This window comes from Methylosinus sp. (assembly GCF_036560965.1).
In the GTDB taxonomy this organism is placed as follows: Bacteria; Pseudomonadota; Alphaproteobacteria; order Rhizobiales; family Beijerinckiaceae; genus Methylosinus.
Map to the genome: position 1 here is coordinate 145,239 of NZ_DATBQF010000018.1, position 21,056 is coordinate 166,294.

Annotated in this window: 20 protein-coding genes; 5 read left to right on the forward strand and 15 right to left on the reverse strand. The window is 66.7% G+C overall.

Features of this window, described 5'->3' with window-relative positions:
- The first annotated feature begins 27 nt into the window (after window positions 1-27).
- The 3 genes from VIF40_RS04765 to purQ all read left to right on the forward strand — a co-directional run bounded on the left by VIF40_RS04765 (window position 28) and on the right by purQ (window position 1,943).
- Window positions 28-906 carry a hypothetical protein gene (locus tag VIF40_RS04765; protein ID WP_331936377.1) on the forward strand — a complete coding sequence of 293 codons (879 nt, stop codon included), beginning with the start codon at window positions 28-30 and terminating at the stop codon, window positions 904-906.
- A 109-nt stretch (window positions 907-1,015) separates the two neighbouring features.
- On the forward strand, window positions 1,016-1,252 hold the full coding sequence (gene purS / locus VIF40_RS04770) for a phosphoribosylformylglycinamidine synthase subunit PurS (protein ID WP_331936378.1): 237 nt from the start codon (window positions 1,016-1,018) through the stop codon (window positions 1,250-1,252).
- Between the two features lie 4 nt (window positions 1,253-1,256).
- Complete coding sequence (gene purQ, locus VIF40_RS04775) at window positions 1,257-1,943, forward strand: phosphoribosylformylglycinamidine synthase subunit PurQ (RefSeq protein ID WP_331936379.1); 687 nt, start codon at window positions 1,257-1,259, stop codon at window positions 1,941-1,943.
- A 67-nt stretch (window positions 1,944-2,010) separates the two neighbouring features.
- Here purQ and VIF40_RS04780 read toward each other — a convergent pair whose 3' ends face one another.
- The 4 genes from VIF40_RS04780 to VIF40_RS04795 all read right to left on the reverse strand — a co-directional run bounded on the left by VIF40_RS04780 (window position 2,011) and on the right by VIF40_RS04795 (window position 6,582).
- Entirely contained in the window at window positions 2,011-2,823 is an 813-nt protein-coding gene (locus VIF40_RS04780) for a DUF3658 domain-containing protein (RefSeq protein WP_331936380.1), read from the reverse strand.
- Window positions 2,824-3,030: 207 nt separating this feature from the next.
- A complete protein-coding gene (locus tag VIF40_RS04785; protein ID WP_331936381.1) occupies window positions 3,031-4,029 on the reverse strand; it encodes a CorA family divalent cation transporter in 999 nt (332 codons plus the stop codon).
- Window positions 4,030-4,136: 107 nt separating this feature from the next.
- Window positions 4,137-5,357, reverse strand: coding sequence for an acyltransferase (locus VIF40_RS04790; RefSeq protein WP_331936382.1), 1,221 nt, complete (start codon window positions 5,355-5,357; stop codon window positions 4,137-4,139).
- Between the two features lie 31 nt (window positions 5,358-5,388).
- Window positions 5,389-6,582: an acyltransferase family protein gene (locus tag VIF40_RS04795; RefSeq protein ID WP_331936383.1), complete on the reverse strand. Its 1,194-nt coding sequence runs from the start codon at window positions 6,580-6,582 to the stop codon at window positions 5,389-5,391.
- A gap of 203 nt (window positions 6,583-6,785) precedes the next feature.
- On the opposite strand from VIF40_RS04795, the gene VIF40_RS04800 reads away from it, so the two are divergent.
- Window positions 6,786-8,165: a class II 3-deoxy-7-phosphoheptulonate synthase gene (locus tag VIF40_RS04800; protein WP_331936384.1), complete on the forward strand. Its 1,380-nt coding sequence runs from the start codon at window positions 6,786-6,788 to the stop codon at window positions 8,163-8,165.
- A 96-nt stretch (window positions 8,166-8,261) separates the two neighbouring features.
- Here VIF40_RS04800 and VIF40_RS04805 read toward each other — a convergent pair whose 3' ends face one another.
- The 9 genes from VIF40_RS04805 to fabG all read right to left on the reverse strand — a co-directional run bounded on the left by VIF40_RS04805 (window position 8,262) and on the right by fabG (window position 16,491).
- Window positions 8,262-9,095 carry an FTR1 family iron permease gene (locus VIF40_RS04805; protein ID WP_331936385.1) on the reverse strand — a complete coding sequence of 278 codons (834 nt, stop codon included), beginning with the start codon at window positions 9,093-9,095 and terminating at the stop codon, window positions 8,262-8,264.
- Between the two features lie 11 nt (window positions 9,096-9,106).
- A complete protein-coding gene (locus VIF40_RS04810; protein ID WP_331936386.1) occupies window positions 9,107-9,442 on the reverse strand; it encodes a cupredoxin domain-containing protein in 336 nt (111 codons plus the stop codon).
- A gap of 231 nt (window positions 9,443-9,673) precedes the next feature.
- The gene (locus VIF40_RS04815; RefSeq protein WP_331936387.1) at window positions 9,674-10,015 is read right to left on the reverse strand and encodes a hypothetical protein; all 342 of its coding nucleotides are present in this window, start codon (window positions 10,013-10,015) and stop codon (window positions 9,674-9,676) included.
- A 47-nt stretch (window positions 10,016-10,062) separates the two neighbouring features.
- The gene (gene gmk, locus VIF40_RS04820) at window positions 10,063-10,701 is read right to left on the reverse strand and encodes a guanylate kinase (protein WP_331936388.1); all 639 of its coding nucleotides are present in this window, start codon (window positions 10,699-10,701) and stop codon (window positions 10,063-10,065) included.
- A gap of 72 nt (window positions 10,702-10,773) precedes the next feature.
- Entirely contained in the window at window positions 10,774-11,661 is an 888-nt protein-coding gene (locus tag VIF40_RS04825) for a YicC/YloC family endoribonuclease (RefSeq protein WP_331936389.1), read from the reverse strand.
- Between the two features lie 87 nt (window positions 11,662-11,748).
- Entirely contained in the window at window positions 11,749-13,650 is a 1,902-nt protein-coding gene (gene mltG, locus VIF40_RS04830; RefSeq protein ID WP_331936390.1) for an endolytic transglycosylase MltG, read from the reverse strand.
- Window positions 13,651-13,889: 239 nt separating this feature from the next.
- Window positions 13,890-15,152 carry a beta-ketoacyl-ACP synthase II gene (gene fabF, locus VIF40_RS04835; RefSeq protein WP_331936391.1) on the reverse strand — a complete coding sequence of 421 codons (1,263 nt, stop codon included), beginning with the start codon at window positions 15,150-15,152 and terminating at the stop codon, window positions 13,890-13,892.
- 97 nt (window positions 15,153-15,249) lie between these two features.
- Window positions 15,250-15,489: an acyl carrier protein gene (locus VIF40_RS04840; RefSeq protein ID WP_024878155.1), complete on the reverse strand. Its 240-nt coding sequence runs from the start codon at window positions 15,487-15,489 to the stop codon at window positions 15,250-15,252.
- Window positions 15,490-15,753: 264 nt separating this feature from the next.
- Entirely contained in the window at window positions 15,754-16,491 is a 738-nt protein-coding gene (fabG, locus tag VIF40_RS04845; protein WP_331936392.1) for a 3-oxoacyl-[acyl-carrier-protein] reductase, read from the reverse strand.
- A gap of 372 nt (window positions 16,492-16,863) precedes the next feature.
- Between fabG and VIF40_RS04850 the strand changes: the two genes are divergently transcribed.
- The gene (locus VIF40_RS04850; protein WP_331936393.1) at window positions 16,864-17,670 is read left to right on the forward strand and encodes an outer membrane protein; all 807 of its coding nucleotides are present in this window, start codon (window positions 16,864-16,866) and stop codon (window positions 17,668-17,670) included.
- A 60-nt stretch (window positions 17,671-17,730) separates the two neighbouring features.
- Here the strand turns inward: VIF40_RS04850 and fabD are convergent, their stop codons facing one another.
- Entirely contained in the window at window positions 17,731-18,678 is a 948-nt protein-coding gene (gene fabD, locus VIF40_RS04855; RefSeq protein WP_331936394.1) for an ACP S-malonyltransferase, read from the reverse strand.
- Window positions 18,679-18,941: 263 nt separating this feature from the next.
- Window positions 18,942-20,876 (reverse strand): acetate--CoA ligase, encoded by a 1,935-nt coding sequence (gene acs / locus VIF40_RS04860; RefSeq protein WP_331936395.1) that lies wholly within the window; start codon window positions 20,874-20,876, stop codon window positions 18,942-18,944.
- Window positions 20,877-21,056 lie beyond the last annotated feature (180 nt).

A 21,056-nucleotide genomic window follows, 5' to 3' on the forward strand; every position in this document is an offset into this window, starting at 1 on the left:
TACGCCGCGCCTGGATGGTCACGAGACATGGTTTCGCCGATTTCCGCCGTCACATCGAGAACGCCCAGCGTGCGTGCGCTGTCGCGCGTCTCCCAGGTCGCCGCAAGGGCCGAGCCTGTCGAAGAGACAGCCGGCGCGACGCCGCGCGTCGAGACGCCGCGGCCGGGCCCCGGCCTTCGCGACGCGCTTCCCGCCGGCTACCGGAATTTCGCCGTCCCGCTCGGCGACCTGCCGCGCGAGACGCTCTCCGGCGAGGAGGCGACCCTGCTGACGGCCTATGGGCCGAGCGACGCGGCTCTCTCCGGCCTTCCCCGCCTCGTCGGCGAACGCATTCCGCTGCGGATCGTCATTCGCGAGGCGCAGGCTGCGGCGCGCGCCGCGGCGGCGGCCCATGGCGAATCGACGAAAGAATTCCTCGACGAGGCGGAGATCGTTCCGCGCTCGCGCCTGCCCTCCCGCAACGGCGCCGACGCCGCCGCGACGCTGCGCGCCGCTCTGCTGGTCCGCGACGGCGAGCGCGACACGGCGACCATCGACATCTATTTGTCCAAGACCGGGCCCGGCGTCTTCGAGGCGACGACCTATGACCGCGATTTCGCCGCGTCTTCCGGCGGCTTTCCCTATTCCGCGCCGCCGCTCTCGGTGGACCGAATCATGTTCGACCCCGCCTATCAGGCCGTCGTCTCGGCCGTCGCCGGCCAGCCGCGCCCGCGCGCCGCGGCGACGGCGGCCCGCTCCGCATCGTCGCCGCTCGGCTCGCTGGCGGTCTCGTCGGTGATCGGCGTCGCCACTTTCGTCGCCGTCATGCTGACGCTCGCATCCGGCCAGCCGGTCTTCGCCGCCATGATCGCGCTGCTCGGCGCCATCGGCTTCGTCTCCGCCATGCGGTCGCGCTCGGGCGGCTGAACCGCTGGAGGAACGGACGGCGGAACGGACAGCGGAACGGCTTGCGCTCCGGCGCGTCCCCCGCTAACCCTGCGGCCAGCCTCCGAAGCCCGAACAGGAAAGCCGCCGCATGAAAGCCCGCGTCATCGTCACATTGAAGACAGGCGTGCTCGATCCGCAAGGCAAGGCCATAGAGGGCGCGCTCGCCTCGCTCGGCGTGGAGGGCGTCGCCGGCGTGCGGCAAGGCAAGGTGTTCGACATAGAATTGGAGGGCGCCGACCGCGCCCTCGTCGAGGCGCGGCTGCGGACCGCCTGCGAGAAGCTGCTCGCCAACACCGTCATCGAGAATTTCCAGATCGAGATCTGATCCCATGAAAGCCGCCGTCATCGTCTTTCCCGGCTCCAATCGCGAAGGCGATATGGCGCGCGCGCTTCGCCAGGCGACCGGCCACGAGCCCGCCATGGTCTGGCATTCGCAGACCGAGCTGCCGGCGGGCACGGATCTCGTCGTGCTGCCGGGCGGCTTCTCCTACGGCGATTATCTGCGCTGCGGCGCCATCGCTGGCCGCGCCGCCATCATGGACGCGGTGCGCGCCCATGCCGCGCGCGGCGGCCTGACGCTCGGCGTCTGCAACGGCTTTCAGATTTTGTGCGAGGGCGGGCTGCTGCCCGGCGTGCTGATGCGCAACGCCAATTTGCGCTTCGTCTGCCGCATGCAGCATTTGCGCGTCGAGCGCGCCGACACCGCCTTCACCAAGAATTACCGGCCGGGCCAGACGATCAAGGTCGCCATCGCCCATGGCGAGGGCAATTACGAGGCCGATGAGGAGACGATCGCCCGGCTCGAGGGCGAGGGGCGCGTCGCCTTCCGCTATTGCGATTCGCTCGGCCGCATCGGCGGCGAGGCCAATCCCAATGGCTCGCGCAACGACATCGCCGGAGTCTTTTCCGAGCGGCGCAATGTGCTCGGCCTGATGCCGCACCCGGAAAATCTCATCGATCCGCTGGTCGGCGGAATCGACGGCCGCGGCTTGTTCGAGAGCCTCGCTGCGGCGTGAGGCTGATCGGCGGGGGCGATCGATAGGGCAGGCGGAAGGCCCGAGCGGGGATTCCTGATCCGCCCTTTTAGCGTGACGGCTCCTGACTGCGACGGACAAGCGTGCTCCACATCTCAATTCCGTCTCCCGTGGTTTCCAGAATACCTGCCTCTCCGAGCGCCCGGACGCGCGCCCACAGCAAGAGATCGCTGGGCGCTCGGTCAAGCGGGCGAGCGCTCAGCTGCGACATCGTGGTTGCGACAAGGCTCGTTCCTTTCTGCCAATCGCCGCTCGCGCAAGACACGATAGCGTCGTCGAAATGAGTGATTGGCGCGGACACGAGCCCAGTCCCGTCAACGACCCGTAGCGGAGCATTCTCCTGCCTGAGCCGGCGCCACATCTCGAGGAAGGCCTCGATTTCGTCCGGCCGCAGTTCCTTCTCATGATCGAATAATCGAGCCTCGACGATCTGATCCGGCGGAACGAGACCGAGAGATGCCGCGGCGATGATCGTCTCGCCGTTTCCGGCGTATTCGAAACCAGTGAAAATGACGACCCGGAAGGGCGCATCGCCCCTTCGCCGGACGAATTCGAGAAAGCCGCAATATTCTGCCGCGTCGAGAGTGGACATCCAGGCGACGGGAAGAGCGGCTGAAGAAGCGGTCTCGGCCCAAAATCTGTCGGCCGTCTGGACGACCTCCTCAAAGTCCACACCGAGTTCATTCTCGATCCATACATGGCGCAAACGCGCGCTCGGCGGATCGATCGGTCCGAAGCTGAGATTGTCAGGAAAGCCGAGGACAAGTTCGTGGCGACCGATCTGGCTGAATGCCTGCCTGATGCTCTCAGCGGCGGACATGTTGAAAACCGCATGCATCGTAGGCTTGTCGCCGATCGTCATAGCAGCCTCACGAATGAACTGTTCCCCACTTTGTGGAGATCCTTTGTAATCAGAATCCTTGTGACGCCGAAGCTTCGGCGGCGCCCGCCATGGGACGAAATCCGTCGATAGCGGGCGCTTTCCTTCAGACGCTCAGCTGCTCGGCGTGGATGGCCGGGACAAGCCCGGCCAGGACGGCCGCCGCGCGCGGCGAGCGCGCGCGCTCCGCTAACCCTCGCGTCTCTTGATCCACGCCAGCGCGAGAAACGCCGCCGCCGCCGAGGCGACGCAGATCGCCGTCGCATAGAGCGTGCCCTGCTCATTATCGGCGAAGAACAGGTTTTTCGTGTTCATGCCGAAGAGGCCGGAGACCAGAGTCGGCGGCATCAAGAGCGTGCCCAGAATGGTCAGCACATAGAGCTGGCGATTGGTCTCGGCGGTGAGATTGGAGACGATCTCGTCCTGCAGCAGGCGCGCGCGCTCCTCCGCCGCTTGCAGCTCCTGCTGCAGCGAATCGAAGCGCTGCGTCAGCCGGCGCAGCGCCGCATGGGTCGGCTGCGTGACGCGCGGCGAGAAGGCGGCGCGGGAAAAGACGCGCTGCCCGTCGGCGAGCTCGCGCCGCAGGCGGATCGTCTGGCGGCGCAAGGCGCCGAGCTCGCGCCGCTCGTCATGCGCTTCGTCGTCGAGAACTCGATCCTCGATCTGATTGAATTTGATCAGCAGCCGGTCGAGACCGACGTCTATGGCGACGAGGCTGCGCGACACCAGCGCCTCGAAGAGGTCGAGCGGCGTTCGCAGCGACTGGCCCTCGAGCGCCGCCTGCCGGATGGCGGCCGTCGATTCGACGGCGTAGCGACGCGCGGTGACGATGCAGCGCTCGGTGACGACGACGCGCAACGGGCGCAGCACATCCTCCTCGCGCTCGAGATCGCGGCCGTAATCGGCGATCACGCCCCACAGCGCCTGCTCGTCGGCGTCGAGCCGCTGATGGCTGTCCTGATCGATGAGCAGGGCGCGCGCCTCCGCCGGAATATGCGCTCGGCCGGCGACCCAGTCGCGATAGCGCAGATCGGCGACATTGAGATGGACCCAGAAATAGCCGCTGGCGGCGTCGAGCGGCGGCAATTCGTGATCCGCCATCAGCGTGGACGCGCCATCCTCGTCGAAGCGCATGACCCAGAGAAAGGGCGAATCGCCCACGATCGGGCCGCTGGGCTGTGGCTTCATTTTCGCGCGTCCTCGCGGGCGCGCCCCCGCGGCGGCCTCCGTCGCCGGGCCAATAGCGGAAGGATGCGACGTTTCGTCGACAGGCGGTTCTGTAGACTTGTCCGCGCTCATGCGTCGGCTTTTTCAGGCTCGGGGACGATCGCCTCCGTGACTGGCGGCGGGAAGCGCCTGCGCCGCCAATTCTCGGCCGTCTCGAAACCGGCGCGCATCGCCCGCCGCGCGGCGTTGGTGCGCGCCTCCGTCACCCGCGAGAAGAGGAAGCCGAACAGCAGCGCCGCCGTCATCACCGCCGCCATCGTCATCCAATGGGCTTGCGTCGCCAGCTCGCGCGCCCATAGCGCGCCGAAACGCTGGTCGACGATGGCGCGGGCGAGAATCAGCAGCGGCATATGCACGCTGTAGAGCGAGAAGGAGAAATCGGCGAGACGCCGATGCAGCTGCGGCCGGAACAGCGCCCAGCCCTCGTCTGGTCCGAAACGCAGCGTCGCCACCAGATTGAGGAACAGGACCGCCGCGAGCAGATCGGCGAGATCGGCGAGGAAAGGAAGCGCGACGAGAATGGGGCCGCGCACCAAAAGGCGGATCGGGATGACGGCGGCGACATAAAGAGCGAGCGCCAGCCAGCGCGATTTGACCAGCGGACGCGGCGCCAGCGTCGCCAGCGCGCCGAGGCCCCAGAGCAGATAGCCGAAACGAAACCAGCCGCCAGACGGAATCGACATCACGACGACGATGGCGAGGCCGAGCGCGAAACCCGCGGCGCGCGTCCGCGGCGAATAGGCGCGGGCGAAGGGCAGCAGCAGCAGCGGGAAGGAGATGTAGTACCAGAATTCGCAGGCCAGCGACCACAGCGGCCCGTTGGTGCCGAAGAAGTCGCAATAGATCGCCGCGAGATTGCCGAGCGAGCCGAGGAAGAGATCGGCGCGATCATGGTCCTTGAACACCGGCCAGTCATAGACGCCGCTGTCGCCGAACCAGCCGCGGCCGATCCAATCCGCCGCCGCCGTGACCAGCAGCGCCGGGGCGAGAACGATATAGATGCGCGCGAAGCGGTGGATGAGATAATCGCGCAGAAACGGCTTGCCCTTGCGCAGCTGCGCGAGCACCGCGCCGCCGACGAGATAGCCGGAAATGGCGAAGAAGCCGACGACGGCCTGGTGGCCGAGCTCGAAGCTGACGAAGAACCACCAGGCGTAGACGCTCGCCGCATGGGGAGCGCTCATTATGTCGGCGAGATTGACGAACATATTGGTGGAATGGACGGCGAGCACCAGCAGCGCGCCCACCCAACGACAGGCTTCGATGAATTGCGACAAGAGGACCGGCATGAGTCTCCGATGGCGTTTGGCCTCGTTCGGCTTATAGCCCCTCGGCTCGACCTTGGCCAACCCACCGCGCGCGCTCGCCGAGACGGGCGCGTCGATCCGCCATGGCGAAAGCCGCATGCAGCATTCGGCGCAGCGCCGCGGTTCGCGCCTCGGTGGCGAGCGAGAAGACCCAGGCCGCGGCGAGCGCGACGAGGAGGACGGTCGCCGCCGCGATCCAATGCGCCGGCGTCGGAAGAAGTCTGTGCCAGTCCTTGCCGAAAATATGGCCCGTTCCCGCCCAGAAGAAGAAAACGATCGGCATATGCGTGGCGTAGAGCGAGAAGGAGAAATCCGCGAGCCGGCGATGCAGCGCCGCATGGCGCACGCAAAAGCCGGTCTCGCAGAAGCGAAGCGTCGTCAGCAGATTGGCGAAGGTCGCCGCGGTGAGCGCGTCGGCGACGTCGTGCAACGCCGGATGCGCCTCGACGAAGGGGCCGCGCACGGCCAGCCGCGCAACCACGACGACCGCGAGAAAAAGCAAGAACGATAGATATTTGCCGCGCAGGAGCGGGCGCTGCGCGCGGGCCGCCAGCGCGCCCATCGACCAGATCGCGAAGCCGAAGGGAATGCGCGAGGAGGGCAGCGAGAGGAGCAGAAGGAGGAGGACGCCGGCGCAAAAGGCGGCGCGGCGCACCGTCTTGGAATAGCAGCGCGCGAGGGGCAGCAGCAGCAGCGGGAAGAGCAGATAGAACCAGAATTCGCAGGCCAGCGACCAGAGCGGGCCATTGGTGCCCGCCTGGCCGGCCCAGATATGCTGCTGCATGGCGAGCGTCGTGAGAATGCGCGCGGGATCGTAGGCGCCTTCGAGGCCGGTGAGCTCATAGACGCCGGCTCCGGCGAATAGGCCCCGGCCGAGGGCGTCGAGCGCAAAGGTCAGCGCCAGCGCCGGCGCCAGCACGATATAGATGCGGCTGACGCGATCGATGAAATAGGCGCGCAGGAACGGCCTCTGCCGCTCTATGGCCGTGAAGACGCGGCCGCCGACGAGAAAGCCCGAGAGCGCGAAGAAGACCGTCACCGCCTGATGCGAGAAGGCGGCGGCGAACCACCAGACATAGACGAGCGGCCCATGCGGCGCGACCATTATGTCGCTCAGGGCGATGAGCACGCCGGCGTGAGCGAGAAGAACGGCGAAAGCGGCGATCCAACGGGCGGCATGGATGAAATTCGATAAAGCGACAGGCATGAAAAAAGCGCTCGTCCAAAACAGGTCGTGGGCCGAGGCTAGGGAAAACGGCCCGGCGCGTCATCTTGCGGAAAAACCGCATGCGCGGGCCGGCGGGGCGCCACGGTCGAGCTCGCGGCGCGGCGGCAAAATTGTCGCCTCCCCGGCCGGGGTCCTGTATAGCTGGGCCGCGCAGGGGAGCGGCGAGCAGGAGCTGGACGATCGTGGAGAATTGGACGCCCGGAAGCTGGAGAGCCAGGCCGATCGAGCAGACGCCGATCTATCGAGATCAGGCGGCGCTCGCCGATGTCGAGCGGCAGCTCGCCGGATTTCCGCCGCTGGTCTTCGCCGGCGAGGCGCGCAATTTGAAGCGCTCGCTCGCGCAAGTGGCGGAAGGCCGCGCCTTTCTGCTGCAGGGCGGCGATTGCGCCGAGAGCTTCAGCGAGCATTCGGCCGATAATATCCGCGACTTCTTCCGCGTCTTCCTGCAAATGTCGGTGGTGCTCACCTATGCGGCGGCCTCGCCTGTGGTCAAGATCGGCCGCATCGCCGGGCAATTCGCCAAGCCGCGCTCCGCCCCCACCGAGACGCAGGGCGCGCTGGAGCTGCCGAGCTATCGCGGCGACATCGTCAACGACATAGAATTCACCGCCGCCGCCCGCACGCCCGATCCGCATCGGCAGCTGATGGCCTATCGGCAATCGGCGGCGACGCTCAATCTCCTCCGCGCCTTCGCGACCGGCGGCTTCGCCAATCTCGTCAACGCGCATCGCTGGATGCTGGGCTTCGTGCGCAACAGCCCGCTTTCCGAGCGCTATTCGCAGCTCGCCGACCATATCAGCGAGACGCTCGGCTTCATGCGCGCCATCGGCCTCGATCCCGAGCATCATCCCGAGCTGCGGCAGACGGAGTTCTACACCTCGCATGAGGCGCTGCTGCTCGGCTATGAGCAGGCGCTGACCCGCGTCGATTCGCTGGAGGGCGGCTATTTCGCCACCTCCGGCCACTTCCTCTGGATCGGCGACCGCACGCGCCAGGAGGACGGCGCCCATATCGAATATCTCCGCGGCGTGCAGAACCCCATCGGCCTCAAATGCGGGCCGAGCCTGAAGCCGGACGCGCTGCTGCGCCTCATCGACACGCTCGATCCGCAGAACGAGCCGGGGCGGCTGACGCTGATCTGCCGATTCGGCGCCGACAAGGCCGCCGAGGCGCTGCCGCCGATCCTGCGCGCCGTCGCGCGCGAGGGCCGCAAAGTCGTGTGGTGCTGCGATCCGATGCACGGCAACACGATCAGCGCCGGCGGCCGCAAGACCCGGCCCTTCGATCGCGTGATGACGGAGATCCGCAATTTCTTCGAGGCGCATCGCGCCGAGGGAACTTACGCCGGCGGCATTCACCTCGAGATGACGGGACAGAACGTCACCGAATGCATGGGCGGCGCGCGCGACATTTCCGAGCAGGAGCTGGGCGTGCGTTACGACACCACCTGCGATCCGCGCCTCAACGCCGAGCAGGCGATCGAGGTCGCCTTCCTCGTCGCGGAACTGCTGAAGGCCGAGCGTCTCGCGCGCGACGCACAGGAGCAGGACGCGGCGGAGTAATCGGATTTTTCGAGCTCCGCGCGCGATGCGAGCCTGACGGCTCGCGTCGACTCCGCGCGACGATAGCCCGACCTCCATCCGCGCGCGAGGCGAACGTCACTCCGCCGCGGCGTGGACATTGGCGGCGCGGGGCCGCGGAGCGGCGAGACGGGTGGCGATGATAATGCCCGCCAGCGTCGCCACATAGACGACGACCTGCAGCGCCGTCGGCTGATCGACATAGCCGATCAGCGTATGCAGCACGCGGCCGAAGAGGCTCGAATCCGGCAGCACGCCGGAGGTATCCCACACGGTCTGCGACAGGGCGGTGACGATCCAGGCCTGTTGCAGAAAGCCCGCGCATTGCGCCGCGAGGCCGGCCGCGAGCAGAGTGATCATCGCCGTCGTCACCGAGAACAAATGCCGCGCCGGAATGGTGACGAGGCCGAAATAGGTGAGCGCGCTGACCAGAGCGCCGAGCACGAGGCCGGCGACGCCGCCCGCCAGGAGATCGGCCGCCGATTCGCCGGACGCCAATATTCCATAGAGAAAGAGCGCCACTTCCGAACCCTCGCGCAGCACGGCGAGCGCGACGACCAGGGCCAGGGCGAGGAAGGATTTGTCGCCCGAGACGGCGGCACGGCCGGCGGCGGCAAGCTCGCTCGCCAGCTCGCGGCCGTGGCGCGCCATCCATATGTTGTGCGAGGCGAGCATCACCACCGCCACCGCGAGAACGCCGGCGTTGAACAGCTCCTGCCCACGTCCGGCGACGGCCTGCGACAAAGCATCGGCGAACAGCGCGACGACGCCGGCGCCGAGCGCCCCCGCGGCCACGCCGCCGAAGACGAAGGCCCGCGAGCCGCGCGCCCCGCGCGTGACCGCCAGCACGATGCCGATGACGAGACCCGCCTCTATGACCTCGCGAAAGACGATGATGAGAGCGCCCAGCATGGGTTTTGTCCTTACTCGACGACGAGCTCGCCCTTGGCGGTGGCCTCGTGATATTCGCCGACGAAATGATAGCGGCCCGGCTTCAGCGGACGCACCCGCACGGTGATCTCGGCGGCGCCGGCGACGACCTTCTCGATCTTGAGCGCCTTGCTCTCGAATTCCTCCGGCGTCGCATCGAGATTCTTCACGACGATGATGATCGGCTTGTCGGCGGCGGCGTGCAGCTCGGCAGGCGTGAAGCGATGATCCTTGATGGAGATTTCGAGAGAGGTCTCGTCCGCCGCCACGGCCACGCCAGCGCCCGCCGCGAGAGCCGCGGCGACGAGAAGAATGCGGAAGGATTTCATGTCACGCCTTTCGATGATTCGTTTCGACGCCTTCGCCCACGCCCAGCAGGAAGCGAAGCAAGAACCGGCCCACCGCCATTGCGGAACGCCTGCGGCGCGGGCCTGGCTGCGAATGCGCTAGAGCTTGATTATCAAGGTAGAAGAAGGACCTTCGGGCCACAACGGCTCGAGTTAGGATTGCTTCCAATCTAACCGGCTTCCGATGCGTCACGGACGAAATGTCGCGACGGCTCAGCCGGGATAGCCGTGGCGGGCCTTGCTCGCGCGCACCAGCGCGACGGCCTGAGCGTCCCGGCCCGCCGAGCAGGCGGCGGCCGCGGCGTCGATCTCGCCCTCTATCGTCGCATAGACGCCCTGATTCACATGGCCCATGGCGATGTCGTTCGCCATGATCGCGCGATAGCGGTCGATCGCCCCCGCGCATCCGGAGCCTTCCGGCAGCCGGAAGCCCGCCGGCGTGACGTTGCGCGTCGCGATCGCCGGCGCCTCGGCGACAGCGGCCGGCTGCGTGGAGTTGCAAGCGGCGAGGCAGAGCGCCGCGAACGCCGCGGCGAGGAGCTTTGCGGGCGTCATCGTCCAAGTCCTTCTCGAATCCCGAGGGTTGGTCCGCCGAAACCCTATCACTCGCTCAACAGACGCGCGACGAAAGCCTCTATGCCGGCGACGCGCCGCGGCCGGCGCTGACGCTCCGCGCGCAATATGGCGAGCAGATCGTCGAAGCTGCGCTGCAGATCGTCGTTCACGAGCACATAATCATATTGCTTCCAACGCTGGATCTCGTTGCGGGCGTTCTCGAGGCGGCGCTCGATCGCCTCGCGCGAATCCTCGGCGCGGCGCTCGAGACGCGCGCGCAGCTCCTTCATCGACGGCGGCAGAATGAAGACGGTGACAGTGTCCACGCCCATTTTCTCGCGAACCTGCTGCGTGCCCTGATAGTCGATGTCGAAGAGCGCGTCGCGGCCTTCGCCCAATATCTCGTCGACCGGCCCGCGCGGCGTGCCGTAATAATTGCCGTGGACCTCGGCCCATTCCAGCAATTCGCCATTGTCGCGCATCGACTCGAATCGGGCCTTGGAAATGAAGAAATAATGAATGCCGTCGACCTCGCTCGAGCGGCGCGGGCGCGTCGTCACCGAGATGGAGAGCGTGAGGTCGAGCTCGCGGTTCTGCAGCAGCATGCGCGTCAGCGTCGTCTTCCCCGCGCCGGAGGGCGAGGAGAGGATGAGGACGATTCCGCGGCGGTCCGGCGTTGTGGGCATCTTTGGTCCAGCGAATAGCGAGTGGCGAATGGAGCGCGTCTTTCGCGCTACTCCCTATTCGCTATTTTCTCCTCACTCAATGTTCTGCACCTGCTCGCGCCACTGCTCGACCTCGATCTTGAGCTCGAGCCCGATGGCGGTGAGCGCGCCATCGTTGGATTTGGCGCAGAGCGTGTTGGTCTCGCGCGACAGTTCCTGGGCGAGGAAGTCGAGACGGCGGCCGATCGGCCCGCCCTTCTCGATCAGCCCGCAGCCGCTCGCCACATGAGCCTTCAGCCGGTCCAGCTCCTCGCGAATATCGGCCTTCACCGCGAGCAGCACGGCCTCCTGATGCAGGCGCTGCGGATCGAAGGAATGGCCCGTCTCGAGCAGGACGGCGATCTGGCTCGCGAGACGGGCGCGCACCGCCTCGACCGAGCGGCCCGGCAGGGCCTCCGCCTGCTCGGTCAACTCGCCGATGCGCGCGAGCCGCGCCGTCAGCACATCGCCGATGGCCGCGCCTTCCGCCGCGCGCGAGGCCGCGAGCGCGTCGAGCGCCTGCGTCAGTGTCGCGAGCACGCGCGCGTCGAGCGCATTGCGCTGCTCCTCGTCGTCCTCCTGCTCGATGACCTCGACGATGCCGCGCACGGCGAGCAGGCCATCGAGCGAGGCCGGTCGCAAGGACGCGTGCAGCGGCACGTCGTCCAGCGCCTTCAGCAGACGCTCGAGCGCGGCGCGATTGACGCGCGTCTCGACCAGCGCGTCATCGCGCTTGGCGGTGAGATTGGCGAAGCAGGAGCCGCGGGCGATCTTGGCCGCGATCAGCGCGCGCGCCTTCACTTCCACCGCGTCGAAATTCGGCGGGACGCGCAAACGCAGGTCCAGCCCCTTGGAATTGACGGTCTTGATCTCCCAGGCGTAGCGCCATGGTCCGAGACTGCCGTGGGCGCGAGCGAAGCCGGTCATGCTGGCGAGGGACATTGCGATCCTTGGCAGGAGGCGAGAGGCGGAAGGCGAGACGCGGACGGCGAAGGACGAGCTATTCGCGATCGGCCACGCGCTGTTTCGTCATCGAAACTTCGCCACGTCGGGCACGGTCTTGGCGGAGTTCAAATCCCAGCCGCGGTCGCGCAACGGATCGAGCGCCGTGCCTTCCGACGCGTCGAAGGCGCGCGCCCGGCCGCCGCGCGGCGGCTGCGTGGTCTCGGCGGAGGCCGAAAGCGGCAAGGGCCGCTCCTCGACGGTCAATCCCAGCCGGGCGGCGCGGGCGCGCTGCTCGGCGCGCAGAGCGGCGGAGACCGGATAGCTCGACGCCTCGAGCCCGTCATCCTCCGCCAGCTCGTCGGAGCCGGCCTGCGGATCGTCGGCCGCGGCATTGGCGGCCAGTATGACGACGGCCCGCGCCTCCGGCTGCGCGCGCTGCGCGAATTGGGTGGTGAATAGCGGCGGCGACGCCATTGCGGCCGCGGCGGCGCGCTCGGCGGCGAGCCGCAGGCTCTCCTCATTGGCGCCGGCATATTCGAAAGGAATGGCCGGCAGCACGGCGCCGATTCGCTTCAGCGCGCCATGGCGCGGATCGCCGATCGCGATCTGCGGCTCCATGCTCGCATCGGCGAGCGCGACGAGACGGCCGAACGCCGCATCGCCGCGCTTCTCGCGCGGGGCGGGCTGCGTCGGCCCGACAGCAGCGCCGGGCTCGAGACGATCGACGCCGGAGGCGCGGTCCTTCTCGATCTGCCGCCAGCGCTGCACATTCCTGGCGTGCTGGTCGAGCGTCTCGGCGAACACATGGCCGCCGGTCCCGTCGGCGACGAAATAGAGCTCTTGCGTGCGCGAGGGATTGGCGACCGCCTCCAGCGCGGCGCGGCCGGGATTGGCGATCGGCCCCGGCGGCAGGCCGTCGATCGCATAAGTGTTATAGGGCGTCCACTTCTCGACCTCGGACTTCAATATGCCGCGGCCGAGCGTCGCGCGGCCGCCGACGAGGCCATAGACGATGGTGGGGTCCGATTGCAGCCGCATGCCCTTGCGCAGGCGGTTGACGAAGACGGCGGCGACGCGCGGGCGCTCGTCGGCCTTGCCGGTCTCCTTCTCGACGATGGAGGCGAGCGTCACCAGCTCATAGGGCGTCTTCACCGGTAGATCGGGATTGCGGCGCGCCCAAATCTGATCGAGCAGCTTGCGCTGATCCTCCTGCATCTTGAGCAGCAGCTTGGCGCGCGGATAGCCGCGCGCGACCTTATAGGTCTCCGGCAGCAGCGCGCCTTCCTTGGGCAGCTCGGCCATGTCGCCGGCCAGAAAATCGCTGTCGCGCAGCCGCGCGGCGATCTGCTCGGTCGTCAGACCCTCGGGAATGGTCACGCCATGCAGAATCTGCCGGCCATTGACCAGCTCGTCCATGACCTCGCGCAGGCTGGCGTTCTGCTTGAAGGCGTATTCGCCGGGCTTGAGCCTGCTGCGCACGCCCTCGATGAGCATGGCGATGTTCATCAGCATCGGATTGTCGATGACGCCGTCCCGCTCGAGCTGCGCCAGGATCTCGGGAACGTCGCTGTGCGGGGCGATATAGACGATCTTCTCGGCGGCCAGCGGACCGGGCTCGCGCAGCTTGTGCAGCACCGCGATGAGGCCGAAAACGCCGGCCACCGCAAACACCAGCAGGAAGGAGAGGAGGCTGCTCACCACGGAGAGCGCGCCCTCCCGCTTCTTGGCGCGCGGCGGAGGCGGAGGCGGCGCGTCCGGCTGCAGCGCGCCCCCTGCGCTGCGCAGGCTCGCGCGGCGCCGGAAAAAAGAGGAGGCGTCCTGTCCTTTGGACTCTTGTCCCTGGGACACTTGCCCTTTGGACTCTTGCCCTTTGGACTCTTGTCCTTTGGATTCTTGCCCCTGGGAATCCAGGCCGGTCGGCCGGGAATCGGGATCGGATGCGCCGGGCCTCGGCGTCTCGGGCGAATCATTTGGAGCATCGCTCATCGGGAACACTCCGTCTCTTGGGTTTCGGGCCGCGTCGCGATTCGGATCAAATCCAAATTCGCCGACCAGAAAAACGCGGCGGGCCGACAAACGAAGCGCCGTAGCCGTAGCAGCCGCCGCGCTCGAGAGGATTGCGACGACTTTGCGGCGTCACCGCGTCTGTCACCCTATCGTTCTTTGTGGCGAAATCAGGAACGGCCCCTCCTCCGCAGGCGTGAGCGGAAGCGCGGCCGCGCCGGTCATTGCGGACGCCGGAAGACGAGGGACGCGTTGGTGCCGCCGAAACCGAACGAATTGGACAAGACAATGTCGATTTTCCGCTCCCGCGCCTTGTGCGGCACGAGGTCTATTTCGGTCTCGACCGAGGGATTGTCCAGATTGCGAGTAGGCGGCGCGACGCCGTGATTGAGCGCCAAGATGGAATAGATCGCCTCGACCGCTCCGGCCGCGCCGAGCAAATGCCCGATCGCCGATTTGGTCGAGGACATCGACAGGCGCGGCGTCTGATTGCCGACGAGCCGCTGCACGGCCGAAAGCTCGATCTCGTCGCCGAGCGGCGTCGAGGTGCCGTGCGAATTGACATAATCCACGTCGGCGACGGAGACGCCGGCGCGTTTCAGCGCGATCTCCATGCAGCGATAGGCGCCGTCGCCGTCCGGCGCGGGCGCCGTGATGTGATAGGCGTCGCCCGACATGCCGTAGCCGATGAGCTCGGCGTAGATTCGCGCGCCGCGCGCAACCGCGTGCTCATAGGATTCGAGCACGACGCAACCCGCGCCCTCGCCCATGACGAAGCCGTCGCGATCGCGGTCATAGGGACGCGATCCCGCCTCGGGACGATCGTTGAAGCCGGTCGACAGCGCCTTGCAGGCGGCGAAGCCTGCGACGCCGATGCGATTGACCGGCGATTCGGCGCCGCCGGCGACCATCACCTCCGCCTCGCCGAGCGCGATCAGCCGGCCCGCGTCGCCGATGGCGTGCGCGCCGGTCGAGCAGGCCGTGACGACGGCATGATTCGGGCCCTTGAGCCGATGCATGATCGACACATAGCCGGAGGCCAGATTGATGATGCGGCCGGAGATGAAGAAGGGCGACACGCGCCGCGGACCCTTGTCCTTCAGCGTGACGGACGTCTCATAGATGCCGCCGAGCCCGCCGATGCCGGAGCCGATCAGCACGCCGGTCGAATTCTGCTTCTCGGGCGTGTCCGCCGTCCATCCGGCGTCGGCCAGCGCCTGAGTCGCCGCGCTGACGCCATAGATGATGAAGTCGTCGACCTTGCGCTGCTCCTTCGGCTCGAACCAGGCGTTCGGATCGAAGGTTCCCGCGGTTCCGTCGCCGCGCGGCACGAAACCTGCTATTTGGCACGGGAGGTCCGACGCCTCGAAAGTATCGATGCGGCGAAATCCGTGCTCTCCGGCGATCAGTCGTCGCCAATTGACGTCCACGCCACAGCCCAACGGCGAAACGATGCCGAGACCAGTGACCACCACCCTGCGCATGGATTCTCTCGAGCGCTATGCCTTGCTATTCAGTGCGTATCTCGAAACCGCGACAGCGCGGATCGTCGAACGATCCGCGTCGCGAAGGCTTATCGCCTCAAGCCGCCTTGGCTTTCTCGAGATAGTTGATCGCGTCGCCGACCGTGTTGATCTTCTCGGCCTCTTCGTCCGGGATCTCGACGCCGAACTCCTCCTCGAAGGCCATGACCAGCTCGACGGTATCGAGCGAGTCGGCCCCGAGATCGTCGACGAAAGACGCCTCCGGCTTCACTTCTTCTTCTTTGACGCCGAGATGTTCGACAACGATACTCTTAACGCGCGGGGCGATATCGCTCATCTGCTCTGATCCTCGTTCGATCGCTCTGCTGACACCGATGTGGCGGATCCCGAGTTCGGCTCGGACCACGCTCGATCGTTTCAGGGGTAAACTACGTCACATTTTTGCGGTTTCGTTCGCACGATCCGCCGAAATGTCGCCATTGGGAGGCGGGCCGAATCGCCGGCCCGAATTGCTCTTACGGCGTCGCCCCCGGCCAGCGACGCGTCTGGTAGCATAATTAATTCGCCGTGGCGAGAGGCGCCCCGCGGCATTTCGGGGGCTTCAGATCATCGCCATTCCGCCATTCACATGGAGAGTCTGGCCGGTCACATAGGCCGCTTCCTCGCTCGAGAGATAGACGACGGCGGCGGCCACGTCCGCGCCCGTTCCGAGCCGCCCGGCCGGCACCGCGCGCAGGATCGTCTGCTTCTGCGTTTCGTTCAGCGCATCGGTCATCGGGCTCTCGATGAATCCGGGCGCGACGCAATTGACCGTGATGTTGCGCGAGGCGACCTCGGCCGCCAGCGATTTGGTCATGCCGATCATGCCCGCCTTGGCCGCGGCGTAATTGCCCTGGCCGGCGTTGCCGGTGACTCCGACGATCGAGGTGATGCCGATGATGCGCCCATGGCGCTTGCGCATCATCCCGCGCAGCGCCGCCCGCGACAGGCGGAAGGCCGAGGTGAGATTGACGTTCAGCACCGCGTCCCAATCCTCGTCCTTGAGGCGCATGAACAGCATGTCGCGGGTGATACCGGCGTTGTTGACGAGAATGTCGAGCCCGCCCATCGCCTTTTCCGCCGCCGGGACCAGCGCCTCGGCCTGCGCCTTGTCGGAGAGATCGCAGGGCAGCACATGGACGCGGTCGACGAGCTCGGCGGCGAGCGTGACCAGCGCCTCCTCGCGCGTTCCCGAAAGCGCCACGACCGCGCCGCTCCTGTGCAGCGCGCGCGCGATATCCCGGCCGATGCCGCCGCTCGCGCCGGTCACCAGCGCCGTCTTGCCGCTCAGTTCGAACATCTCTATCCCCCCTCGCCGCCGCATTCGTCGCACGGCTTCGCGAAACTCGATGCGCTTCTATAGGCGCCGGCCGCGCGGCGCGCAATCGGAGGGCGGGGCGCCTTTCTTTGGCGTCTTAAGTAGTTTCGCGGAGAGAAAATCATGGTCAGGCATAGTACAAATGCAGCAACTAAGAACTACCTAGGGGTGCTTTTTTATCACACCGCCGACAGAAAACGCTAATCGGCTCCAATATAGCCTATTTCGGCGTTTACAGTGTCGGCGATTTACGAAATCTTGGCGTCGCAGCGGTTCGAATGCTTATGTTGCTGGGGTCGAACAGCGAGGTTGGCGTGCGTGCGCCGAATTTTTTGAGAATTGAAGGAGCCTTCGATGAAAAATTGGATTTCCGTTCTGGCGATCTCTTCGGCGCTGCTCGCCGGCTCGGCCAGCGCGGCCGATCTGCCCTCACGCAAAGAAGTCGTGCCGGTCTTCATTCCGCCGCCGGTCTTTTCCTGGACTGGTCCCTATGTCGGCCTGAACATCGGCGGGGGCTGGGTCGACCGCAGCCGCAACAACAACAATTGGAACTGGGGCGGGAACAACAACAACGGCAACAACAGCGGCGGAGTCATCGGCGGCGCCCAGATCGGCTGGAACTATCAGCTCTCGCCGCTCTTCGTCGTGGGCCTCGAGTCCGACATTCAGGGCACCAGCATCGGCAGCGGCGGCAACAACAATAACAATTGGTGGGGCGGCTTGGGCGCCACCGACCGCACGAGCGTGCCGTGGTTCGGCACGGTGCGCGGCCGCATCGGCCTGGCGCTGCTCGATTCGCGCCTGCTGATCTACGGCACGGGCGGCTTCGCCTATGGCGAGGTGCGCCATCCCTCGCTCGGCTGGTGGGGGAACAACAATAACAATGACGTGCGCGGCGGCTGGACCGCCGGCGGCGGCGTCGAATGGGCCTTCCTGCCCAATTGGTCGGCCAAGATCGAATATCTCTATACCGAGCTCAACGACAACGCGAACAACAACAACAATTGGGCCTTGGTCGCGCCCGTGCTGTTCCCCGCGCTGCCGGTCACCGCGCTGGCTGGCTTGAACTGGAACCGCCGCACGCAGATCAACACCGTGCGCGCCGGCGTCAATTACCACTTCAATCTCTTCACCCCCGCTCCCGTGGTGGCGAGATACTGAAGCGTCCTCCTCCTCCCGGACGGAGAGCCCGGCCCTTGCGGCCGGGCTTTTTTTCACTGCTCAGGCGGAAGCGCGATAGGGGTCGAGATCCTCCGGCGCGCCGACAGCGAGGCCCGCGGCCCCGGAGACGATTCGCTTCAACAGGCCGGTCAGCACCTTGCCGGCGCCGCATTCGACGAATGTGTCGACGCCCTCGCCCGCCATATAGGCGACGCATTCGCGCCAGCGCACAGTTCCCGTCACCTGCTCGACGAGAAGCCGGCGGATGTCGTCCGGCGAGACGATCGGGCTCGCCGTCACATTGGCGACGACGGGGACCTTGGGCGCGAGAATGGTCGTCGTGGCCAGCGCCTCGCGCATGGCGTCGGCGGCGCCCTGCATCAGCGCGCAATGGAAGGGGGCGGAGACCGGCAGCGGCACGGCGCGCTTCACGCCCCGCTCCTTGGCGATGAGAATGGCCTTCTCCACCGCAGCCTTGGCGCCGGAAACGACGATCTGGCCGCCGCCATTGTCATTGGCGACCTGGCAGACTTGTCCCTCGGACTCGGCGGCGGCCTCGGCGATGGCGCGAGCGGCGTCGAGATCGACGCCGATGAGCGCGGCCATCGCGCCCGCGCCGACCGGAACCGCCGCCTGCATGGCCTGACCGCGCAGCCGCAGCAAGCGCGCAGTGTCGGTGATGGAGAGCGCGCCGGCGGCCGCGAGCGCGGAATATTCGCCGAGCGAATGGCCGGCGACGAATTTCGCGTCCCGCGCGAGATCGAGCCCCGCCTCGGCCTCCAGCACGCGGAGGGCGGCGAGCGAGACCGCCATCAGCGCCGGCTGGGCGTTGGCGGTGAGCGTCAGCTCGGCTTCCGGGCCTTCGAACATGAGCTTGGAGAGCGGCGCGCCGAGCGCGGCGTCCACTTCCTCATAGACGGCGCGCGCCTGCGGAAAGGCCTCGCCGAGCGCCTTGCCCATGCCGACCGCCTGCGACCCCTGCCCCGGAAACACGAATGCCTTCGCCATGCGCTGCTCGTCCCCTCGTTTTGGATTGACGAGCCGAGTGACCCAGGCGCGGGCGGGTGTCAAGTCGGACGCCGACGAACGCGACCGCCGAATGGAGGAAGAGCGTCAGCGCCACGGCGGAAAGCAGGGCCATGACGAAGCCTGCTCTTGTCGAGTCCCTGTCGCCAAAGGCCGTCTTTACGGTCGGCGCCTCGTAAAACATAGCGAGAATAGGGTCGGCGCGCGAGGGGCGGGATTCGCCGGCGCGCGCCGCGCCCGATCACTCACACAGCCGGCCGGTTCTTGATCAAATCCTCCACCACGCTCGGATCGGCCAGCGTCGAGGTGTCCCCCAGCGCGCCGAACTCATTCTCCGCGATCTTGCGCAAGATGCGGCGCATGATCTTGCCGGAGCGCGTCTTCGGCAGGCCGGGCGCGAATTGAATCACATCCGGCGAGGCGATGGCGGAAATCTCCTTGCGCACGAAATCGACCAGCTCCTTGCGCAGACGCTCGGAGGGCTCGACGCCGCCCATCAAGGTCACATAGGCGTAAATGCCCTGGCCCTTGATCGCATGGGGGAAGCCGACGACCGCCGCCTCCGCCACCTTCTCATGGGCGACGAGCGCGCTCTCGATCTCCGCCGTGCCGAGGCGATGGCCCGAGACATTGATGACGTCGTCGACGCGGCCGGTGATCCAGTAATAGCCGTCGGCGTCGCGCCGGCAGCCGTCGCCGGTGAAATATTTGCCCGGATAGGCGGTGAAATAGGTCTGCACGAAGCGCTCGTGATCGCCGAACACGGTGCGCGCCTGTCCCGGCCATGAATCCGCGATGACGAGATTGCCCTCGCAGGCGCCGTCCAGCACATTGCCATTGGCGTCGACGATCTCCGGCTGCACGCCGAAGAAGGGCTTGGTCGCCGAGCCCGGCTTCAGCGCCGTCGCGCCCGGCAGCGGCGCGATCAGAATGCCGCCCGTCTCCGTCTGCCACCATGTATCGACGATGGGGCAGCGGCCCTCGCCGACGACGCGGTGATACCACTCCCAGGCCTCGGGATTGATCGGCTCGCCGACCGAGCCGAGCAGGCGCAGCGATTTGCGGCTGGTCTTCGCCACCGGCTCCTCGCCCGCGCCCATCAGCGCGCGGATCGCCGTCGGCGCGGTGTAGAAGATGTCGACCTTGTGCTTGTCGATCACTTCCCAGAAGCGCGAGACGGTCGGATAATTCGGCACGCCTTCGAACATCAGCGTCGTCGCGCCATTGGCGAGCGGGCCATAGACGATATAGCTGTGGCCCGTGACCCAGCCGACATCCGCCGTGCACCAATAAATGTCGCCCTCGCGATAATCGAAGACGAGCTCGTGAGTGAGCGCGACGTGCACGAGATAGCCGCCGGTCGTGTGCAGCACGCCCTTCGGCTTTCCGGTCGAGCCGGACGTGTAGAGAATGAACAGCGGGTCCTCGGCGCCGACCTCGGCGTAAGGACAATCCTCCGGGACTTTCTTCGCCTCGTCCTCGTAGCGGAAATCGCGGCCGGGCTTCATATCCACCTTGGCGCCGGTGCGCGTGACGACGATGACGGTCTTGGCCGAAACCTTCTCCAGCGCGGCGTCGACATTGTCCTTCAGCGGCGATTTGCGGCCGCCGCGCACGCCCTCGTCCGCCGTGATGACGACATCCGATTGCGCATCCTCTATGCGGCCGGCGAGCGCATCCGGCGAGAAGCCGCCGAACACCACCGAATGCACGGCGCCGATGCGCGCGCAGGCCAGCATGGCGTAGGCCGCCTCCGGAATCATCGGCAGATAGATCGTCACGCGATCGCCTTTGCGCACGCCATGCGCCTTCAGCACATTGGCGAAGCGGCAGACCTGCTCGTGCAATTCGCGATAGGTGATGTGACGCGAGAGCGAGGGATCGTCCCCCTCCCATATGATCGCGACTTGATCCGCGCGATGCGGAAGATGCCGATCGATGCAATTCATCGCGACATTGGTGGAGCCGTCGCCGAACCATTCGATCGCGACATTATGCGTGTCGAAGCTCACCTCCTTCACGCGCGTGAAAGGGGCGATCCATTCGATGCGCTGCGCCTGCTCTCGCCAGAAGCCATTGGCGTCGGCGACGGAGCGCCGGTAGAGCTCGGCGTATTTCTCGGCGTTTATGCGCGCTTCCTTCCCCCAAGCCTCCGGCACAGCATAAATCTTGTCAGACATTCGAGCGTTCCCTCGGGTGACCGCGGCGCATTGCGCGCCGTCTGCTTTGTGTCGTGAATATGACCTTTTTCGTCGCCTCGGGCTATGGCGTCGTCGCCCCAGGGGCGCCCGCCTTTTCGGCGCCCGGGACCGAAAGCGCGCTCTGCGACGCGGCGCCGCGCGGGCGCGACATCAGGTCGC